The sequence below is a fragment of the Rhodothermales bacterium genome, from assembly GCA_013002345.1.
Lineage (GTDB): Bacteria > Bacteroidota > Rhodothermia > Rhodothermales > JABDKH01 > JABDKH01.
Map to the genome: position 1 here is coordinate 1 of JABDKH010000227.1, position 8,421 is coordinate 8,421.

An 8,421-nucleotide genomic window follows, 5' to 3' on the forward strand; every position below is an offset into this window, starting at 1 on the left:
AGTTCATCCTGGATTCGATGCCAGAGTTCGTGAGCGATTAGTGATCGCCGATCGTAGTCGTCCTCTGGAAGCGGCCACATCAGCATCGTCCATTCGCGTCCGGCCCAATTCATCGACGTGTTTGCGATGCCGACGCTGTCCGGCAGAACCCCGACGTATAGGTCGCCCGAGTGTACGAGAGCCTCTGTGCTCCGATTCGCAACCACTCGCCGGCTCTCGGGCTCCACCAGAAGCATCGGCCCGTCGAGTTCCATTCCCCAGAGAGTGCCTGCGTCACGCTTAGATAAAGCCGCCGCTTCCTCGAAGACCCATTTCGCTGCGTGGGTGGAGGGTTCGGATTCCTGCGCCAGGCTTGCGCACGCCACAAACGAACTCAGTAGGCACCACTTCGATAAGTGTCTAATCACCTCTTTGACCGTTTTAATCATTGTTTCCAGGTCGGAATGCTGCCCGGGAGTTCATTTCAGATCGTGGGGCGAATCCTCGGCTCCTGTACCACTTTCTCATCACTTCCTGGACCCCTCACGCCGCTCGACGATCATCACCAACGCACTCCTCGGCCAACAAAAATAAAAAGGGTATCACTCACCGGCGACGCGCCTGACGGCCTCAATCATTCCGGGCGAACGCAATCCGGCCGTCTTGCCTATCTCGATAGCATGATCGATATCAACACCCTCGTTTCGGACAAGGTAGGCGGACCAGATACCGCCGACCCGGTTCGATGAGGCACAGTGCACCAGCACAGGTTCGTCGGTCTCTGAAAGCACAGCGGCAAGACGATCAACGTCGTCCGCAGAAAAGGATGCGGGGCTTACAGGGATACTCACATAGCGCATTCCGAGTGAATCGACCAACGATACCTCATCGAACGCAAGGCGATCGAGCTCCTCGGGATACCGGATGTTGACCACCGTCTTGATGCCCGCCTCCGTGGCGAGTCTTTTGAAGGATGCCGCATCGGGCTGCCCCGCGAAGTACACGTTGCCATCCTGAAAGAGGTTGTTGACCCCATCCCAGCCATCGAGACGTGCCGCCCCGTCAGTCGCAACCGTCGTCGACTGTGGCGAACTACATGCACCGAGCGCGGCCAGTAGCAGCGTAAGTACCAGAAATCTGTTCTTATGTCTCATTGTCATTGTCAATTCGTACTGGATATCGGCGCCGTTCATTTGAGCCTGGCTACCGCAACCCGAACCTGCACACCGTCAAGCAGTACCTTCTTTGACCATCTTCGGATCCGTCACTCCGAAAATCCTCAATTAAAGTGAGCTCCTGGCAAGCATGACCATCATCGATCGGATCCCTCTTCCGGTGTTTATCGTGGCGGCCGTGCTGTTCGGCCTGGCCCCGTTTCTTTCCGTGCCGCATCTCTGGGAAAAGCTCGTGATGCTGAGTCAAGGTGAACTGCGGAGCACGATCGACATCTTCGACCTCTTCCTGCACGGAGGGCCCGTCCTGCTCGTCATCTGGAAGCTCAAGAGAATGTACCGTCCGAAGATGGACGACGTGCCCGAGGATTCGATTGACCAATGACGGGCAGGCGAACGCGGCCACAGAGCAGGCCGCCGTGGCAATCCCGGGCGAACAGGTCATGAAATCGTCTCAGATTGCCCCGCTCCCTGCGGAAGCTCGCACGACGGTGGGGGATCGGTCTATGCCAGCCGCGCTCGCCACGGACGCTCGACGGCAATCTATGCTGTTTCCATCTTCCCCAGCATGTGTCGCTTCCGCTCGTGCGGATCGAGATAGCGCTTGCGCATCCGCAGGCTCTGCGGAGTTATCTCGATCAACTCGTCCTCTCGAATGAACTCGATGGACTCCTCGAGCGACATACGTCGTGGCGGCACGATCTTCTCGAACGAGTCCGCCGCCGCCGCCCGCATGTTCGTCAGCTTCTTCTCCTTCGTGATATTCACGTCGAGATCGGCATCCCGACCGTTCTCGCCAACGATCATGCCGCTGTACACTTCGTCGGTCGGCGCCACGAAAAGCTCGCCCCGGTCCTGCAAGTTGATCGCGGCGTAACCGGTCACTTTGCCGGTGCGGTCAGCGACAAGCGCCCCCGTAACACGATGTACGATGTCGCCGGACCACGGTCGGTAGTCAGCGAAGAGGTGCGTCAGGATGCCGGTTCCCTTGGTGTCGGTCATGAACTCTGTTCGATAGCCGATCAGTCCACGACTCGGGATTTCGAATTCGAGACGTACCCGCCCCGAGCCATGGTTCACCATCTTCGTCATGATCCCCTTGCGTGTGCCGAGCTTCTGGACCACGACGCCCATATAATCCTCGGCAACGTCGATCAAGGCCGTTTCATACGGTTCGTGAATCTTGCCCCCGACGGTCTTCTGGATAACCTGCGGCATACCCACCGAGAACTCATATCCCTCGCGGCGCATCTGTTCGATCAAAATGGCCATCTGGAGCTCGCCCCGACCAAACACAACAAACCGGTCGGCGGCACCCGTTTCTTCTACACGAATGGCGAGGTTATTCGCGATCTCTTTCATCAGGCGATCCCGGAGGTTACGCGAAGTAACGAACTTCCCCTCGCGACCGCTGAAGGGCGAATCGTTTACACGAAACTCCATGGACATGGTCGGCTCGTCGACATGGAGCGGCGTGAGCGGCGTGGGATTCTCGCCGTCCGCGATACTCTCACCGAGACCGATTCCCGTCATGCCGGCAACAGCTACGATGTTTCCCGGCCCGGCCTCATCCACCTCGACACGATCAAGGCCTTCGTAAACGTATAGCGCCGTGATCGACGCAGCGGTGAGTGATTCGTCGCGATGACACAGCGTTACCGGCTTTCGATTCTGTAGCGTGCCCTGCATGACGCGACCGATCGCCAGCGGTCCACGGTAAGGGTCCGGCTGTACATTCGTTACAAGCACCTGCAGCGACGCCGACCCGTCACCAACCGGTGCCGGAATCGTTTCGATTATCGCCTCGAACAGCGGCTCGAGGTCGGTCAGCTCACCGTCCGCGTCACGAGTACATTTCCCGTCACGGGCTACCGCATAGATCACCGGGAACTCGATCTGCTCATCCGAAGCATCGAGATCAATGAACAGGTCGTAGATCTCGCTCAACACCTCCTGCGGGCGTGCATCCTGTCGATCGATCTTGTTGATGACGACAATCGCAGGAAGATTCAGCTCAAGCGCCTTGGTCAACACGAAACGCGTCTGCGGCAGTGGTCCCTCGGCCGCATCCACGAGCAGCATGATGCCGTCCACCATTCGCAGGGTACGCTCCACCTCACCGCCGAAGTCGGCATGGCCGGGCGTATCGACAATGTTGATCTTGACTTCCCCGTGCCTGACGGCCGTGTTCTTTGCCATGATCGTGATGCCCTTTTCGCGCTCGAGATCCATCGAGTCCATCACGCGCTCCTGGACATCCTGGTTATCTCGGAAGGTACCGCTCTGCCACAGCATGGCATCGACCAGGGTGGTCTTGCCATGATCAACATGAGCGACGATGGCGATATTTCTCAGACTAAACACGTTCGGAGCCAGGTAAAGTGTGCAAAAGAGACCGTCAAAGACCGGCGACACCAGAACGTTCCGTCGTCACACATTCTTGGTGGAGGCCAGGTGTCCGAGCGCACCAGAGGGCGCACGGCTACACGGCATACAGGTAAATGGCCACGAAATGGCACGCCGAGCCAGCCAGAACAAAGAGGTGCCAGACAAAGTGACCGAAAGGAACTTGATCTCTCGCATAGAAGAAGACGCCAACCGTGTATGCGATTCCACCCGCTGCGAGCCAGAAGAACCCCCAACCCGGCAACACCGACCACAGAGGCTTGATCGCCACTACGACCAACCAGCCCATGCCGAGATACACTGCATTCGAGACGATGGGATAACGCGCTCCGAAAAGCAGCTTCAGAATAATTCCGGCCAGGGCCAGGCTCCAGATCGTGCCGAACAAGGCCCAACCCCAGCCGCCCCGAAGCACACCCAGCGTAAACGGCGTGTAGCTGCCAGCGATCATCAGGAAAATCGCCATGTGATCGAACACGCGAAGCACACGCTTGGCCCGGCTGTGCGGCAGCGCGTGATAAAGCGTCGACGTGAGATACAGCAGCAGCGTGGCAGCGCCAAACACACACACTCCTACGAGACCCGCCACATCACTCCTTTGCACGACGGCCCAGATCAGAATCGGAACTGCAACCACAGCCGCCAGAAAACCAATGCCGTGACTGACCGCGTTGGCGATTTCCTCGGCCCGCGTCTGTAATCTTTCCGAAGTAGTAAGCACGTTCGACCGGCCGTCCCGGATTGTGACAGTGTGAAGCAATCCGGTAAACCCCCTATGTCTCCGAATGCTCCGGCTTAACGTCCTTCCAGTTCCACCACTTCAACAACTCCGGGTCGTGCACGTCGCATTCGACTGGCATCGCACCGGTGCCCCTGTGCAGCTCAATACGATCGTCTGCTACGCTGTACAAGCCACAGATACGCGAGTGACGATCAGAGCGCGTCAACGAATCCGTTGTGCGCCGGGCCTGGAACGAAGTTGTCGTCGAAGAGCAACGGCCACTCCGGATTACCCCAGAAGTCTATCAGCCAGCTCTCCGAATGCCGAACACCCCACACCGTCACCGCGAAACGCTTGTCTGACGGTAGCGCATTGAAGGCCTCGATCACCTGGCGCGTGCGAACTCTCTGCGCCGCTTCACGCGCGGAGGTTGGAGCAGACAGATCGCCATCAGGATTGATACGGATGTCAAGCTCTGAAATGTGAACCTGGAGATCTCGCTGCACGATTTCATTCATGGTGCTCACAATGTCCGACATCGCAGGGAACGAATAGGTGATGTGCATCTGCAAGCCTACTCCGTGGATCGGAACACCTCGGGATTGCAGGTCATCGACCATCTGAAACGCGGCACTTCGTTTTGCAGCGTCCCACGTCAGTCCGTAGTCGTTGTATAAGAGCAGGGCGTCCGGATCCGCATCATGAGCGAACGCAAAGACCTTGGCGATATAGTCCGGACCCATGCGGCGTCGGAACACGCTGTTGCGCAACGCGCCGGAATTGTCCTCAAACGCCTCATTGACGACGTCCCAGCTTACCACCGAATCCTTGTAACGTTGAACAACCGTGGTGATGTATGTGCGAACCGCATCCTCAAACTGCGTATCCGTGCCCGCAAAATTCTCAAGCCACGCCGGCACCGTCGAATGCCACAGCAGCGCGTGACCGTGAACCTTCATCCCGTTCGCAGTGGCGAACGCGACGAGCGCATCGGCACCATCCCAGTCATACTGATTCGGCCCGACGGACATCGGGTTCATCTTCATTTCCCACTCTGCCGTGAGTTGATCGAACGTGTAGACCACATTCTCGCGATGATCAACAAACGGGATCAGTTCGGACTTGAATGCGACCCCGACCCCGTACGGCGCCAGCGCTTTCAGGGATGGATAATCGAAGGCTGGATCATCGGTATTATCGTCGATCGGATCCGCGCCGCAGCCCGCGAACAGCAAGACAAGTAAGAGACTGACCGACCGGTTCATACATGCGGGGTGTCGTGTGGGAGGATCGTAAGAGGCCGGGGTGCCAACGCAGGCAGTAGTTATCAGTTGGGAAACACAGCGACTGCGAGACGCCCGATGAAACGCCGGACCGACTATTTCCCGCCGAGCGCCTACAAATGGGGACGAGTCATTCACAGCCCGCGCACGCCCCACCGGGTCGCTTCGACCCAAACGCTCTGTCGATTCTCCCGCCTCAGTGCTGGCCGCACCCGCCCATCCCGCAGCCGCAGGATGGCCCTGCCGACACCGGCTGCGACGATGAGCCTGATCCAACGAATGCGGCTGAGAACTTGCGATCTGTCTCCCCGGACTCACAGAGTGGGCAACTCGTATCTAGTCCCGACTCATATTCAGCAATGGTAGCCTTCAATTCGAAGGGCGTCCCGCAATCTCTGCAGGCGTATTCGTATGTGGGCATAATCGATCGACGATGTTTGCGTAACACCGGAATGGAACCGCACGCCGAATCAAAGGATCCATTTCCTTCACGCGATCACGGAGCACCTGATCCCGACCTTCCGACGGTGATCGCAACGGCAACTTTCCCCATCCGGCCGATCTGGAAACCTTCAGTCTCAGCCGCTTCGCTCTTTGAGCAGCTCCCAGTCCCAGAACCAGTACGCGAGCGCTTTCCATTCGCCCCACCGTGCAAACGCAGACTCGACCTCCTCTTTACCGACCGGCTCTCCGTCGTACCATTCCGTGGATACCAGCTTCAGCGCCCAGGAATCGACCGGCAGGTAATCGTAGCGACCCAGTAGCATCAGGAGTGTCGCTGCAGCGTACGGCCCCACACCCTTCAGCGACAACAGCTGCTTACGCAGCTCTGGCGTGGGCAGATCGGATTCTCTGATGGCGTCGAGGTCAATTGACCCCGAAGCCACACCTTCGGCGAGCGCAGACACGTAGGGCGCCCGGTACCCGAGACCTGTTTCCTTGCGAAGTTCATCCGGACTTGCCGCTGCCAGCCGTTCCGGTGACGGGAACGCCTTGAGGTGGTCATCACCCGCGATGGCGACGCCGTACAGGTTGACCAGTCTGGACACCATTCGAATGGTGCCTGCCCACGTCGTATTTGTTGTGAGGATCGTCTTGACGACGTCCTCGAAGAACGTCGCGGAGCGAAGCATGCGGCCCCAGCCCTCCTTCGGTATGCGTGAGAGTTTGGGTTCGGCACGAGCGGCCCTGTAGAATGTTCGAAACTCCTGGTCCAGCCCAAGCATCCAGCTGAGGCTTGCCTCAACCCGCGCCCGCTGCCGACTTCCAAGTCTCGCCGCGGTGGAGACCGCCAGACCGCGCTTCTGCTCGGTGACGGAGACCATTACCGCCACGTCGGACGAGAGTCCGATGACGCAGGAAAGACCCGACGGCTCCAGTATCTGGAACGGATCGAGCTGCGACCAGCCGTGCGACTGGACAACCGCGTCCAGTGAATAGCCGGACGGTGCTTTCAACATCCATTTCATGTCGGTCCCCAGATGGAGTCACACCGTTACGCAGTGCAACGTGCACGCATTATCGGGATCAGAGGATGGAGTCGCTACCGGCAGAACAAAAAAGTCGAGTCTCTATTCTCTCTGGATCACCAACTGTTTGAGGTCTCCGTATGATTGCCTGCCTGATGGGACTTCGGCATCGGCCCGCGTGAATATCAATGTCGCAGCAGTGCGGGCTGGCGGTCGCCGCGTCCAATTGATGAAGAGCGGCCCGCGATGCGAACCGTCTGGCCGTTGTACGTGTATGATGGCGCTCAATCGCCCCGGCGTCAATAACGAAGTTGTATTCAGAATGGTCTTCTCAGCATTCTCGTCGCTTGCTCACACGGTCGTGCAACGTGTAGATGGCAACTCTCGCTTTCGACATGTTCGTCGTGTTCTCATCGGTGTGGCGTCTGCGCTCTGGTTCGCCGTCCCGTGCTTTGCACAGGTGAACATCGAGCAGCATCGATCCGCGGACGAGGGCACGACCGTTGCGTTGGACGCGTCGGTGTCAGTAAGATCGGGGAATTCTGATCTGTACGACATCGCCGCAGGAGGACGACTTCAACATCAGTCAGGCCAGCACACGATACTCGCCGTCGCGCGAATTCGATACGGTGAAAACGACGGAACCCGATATGCCAGTTCATCCTTCGGGCACGTCCGTTACACGCACTGGTTCTCTGATCGAATTGGCGGGGAAGTGTTCGGGCAACTCGAGCGCGACCGCTTTACGCTGCTGCAACTTCGCGCACTGGTCGGAGCCGGCGCTCGACTGAGAGTCGCATCGGCAAAGCACCTGGATATTATCTACGGTTCGTCCATGATGGTCGAGTTCGAGAATCTCGATGAGTCCAGGGTCTCCGTTCATCCAGCAGCCTCTGAAGTAGTTCGATGGAGCAACTACGTGAGTTTCCGATGGGAGATCAATAAGCGGAGCATGTTGTCGAGCACCGTCTATGCGCAACCACGCGTTGACCGTTTTTCGGACGTCCGCCTGCTGCACGATGCGGCCTTTGAAGTAGGCATTACAGAAGCCGTGTCTCTCCGCGTAGCCCTGCGCCAGCGATTCGACAACGGGCCGCCCGACAATCTCGAGAAACACGACCTCTTCGTCGAAAACGGGATCCGCGTGCGACTCTGACCCCAACAGTCACCCACGGGGAGATCGCATGACGGAGCGAGTGCAAGAATACGTGGCATTCCCGGGGATGTGTAGGAAAGATCCGGTAATCATCCGACCGAACAGCATCGCTGCTTCGGGTGTATGAGCATCCCCGGACACGTCACGCCTTGTCATAGCCACCTCAGAACCTTTATGAAAATCGCATCCACGACAGCAGGAGCTCTGGTAGCATCCTTTCTTGCCCTCTCAATTC

9 protein-coding genes are annotated in these 8,421 nt (G+C 58.2%); 2 read left to right on the forward strand and 7 right to left on the reverse strand.

Annotation, left to right across the window (positions count from 1 at the left end; translation table 11 throughout):
- Positions 1 to 407, reverse strand: a 407-nt coding sequence (locus HKN37_11390; GenBank protein NNE47252.1) for a hypothetical protein, incomplete at its 3' end; no start/stop codon positions are given.
- A 174-nt stretch (positions 408 to 581) separates the two neighbouring features.
- Positions 582 to 1,133, reverse strand: a complete 552-nt coding sequence (locus HKN37_11395; protein ID NNE47253.1) for a hypothetical protein — start codon at positions 1,131 to 1,133, stop codon at positions 582 to 584.
- A gap of 151 nt (positions 1,134 to 1,284) precedes the next feature.
- Between HKN37_11395 and HKN37_11400 the strand changes: the two genes are divergently transcribed.
- Positions 1,285 to 1,536, forward strand: coding sequence for an RND transporter (locus HKN37_11400; GenBank protein NNE47254.1), 252 nt, complete (start codon positions 1,285 to 1,287; stop codon positions 1,534 to 1,536).
- A gap of 158 nt (positions 1,537 to 1,694) precedes the next feature.
- Here the strand turns inward: HKN37_11400 and typA are convergent, their stop codons facing one another.
- From typA to HKN37_11425, 5 genes are all read right to left on the reverse strand, one after another.
- On the reverse strand, positions 1,695 to 3,569 hold the full coding sequence (gene typA, locus HKN37_11405; protein NNE47255.1) for a translational GTPase TypA: 1,875 nt from the start codon (positions 3,567 to 3,569) through the stop codon (positions 1,695 to 1,697).
- Between the two features lie 64 nt (positions 3,570 to 3,633).
- Entirely contained in the window at positions 3,634 to 4,317 is a 684-nt protein-coding gene (locus tag HKN37_11410; GenBank protein ID NNE47256.1) for a hemolysin III family protein, read from the reverse strand.
- 173 nt (positions 4,318 to 4,490) lie between these two features.
- Complete coding sequence (locus HKN37_11415; GenBank protein ID NNE47257.1) at positions 4,491 to 5,543, reverse strand: cellulase family glycosylhydrolase; 1,053 nt, start codon at positions 5,541 to 5,543, stop codon at positions 4,491 to 4,493.
- 214 nt (positions 5,544 to 5,757) lie between these two features.
- On the reverse strand, positions 5,758 to 5,982 hold the full coding sequence (locus HKN37_11420) for a zinc ribbon domain-containing protein (protein NNE47258.1): 225 nt from the start codon (positions 5,980 to 5,982) through the stop codon (positions 5,758 to 5,760).
- A gap of 157 nt (positions 5,983 to 6,139) precedes the next feature.
- Entirely contained in the window at positions 6,140 to 7,021 is an 882-nt protein-coding gene (locus HKN37_11425; protein NNE47259.1) for an endonuclease III domain-containing protein, read from the reverse strand.
- Between the two features lie 331 nt (positions 7,022 to 7,352).
- On the opposite strand from HKN37_11425, the gene HKN37_11430 reads away from it, so the two are divergent.
- Entirely contained in the window at positions 7,353 to 8,186 is an 834-nt protein-coding gene (locus tag HKN37_11430; protein ID NNE47260.1) for a DUF481 domain-containing protein, read from the forward strand.
- Positions 8,187 to 8,421: the final 235 nt, after the last annotated feature.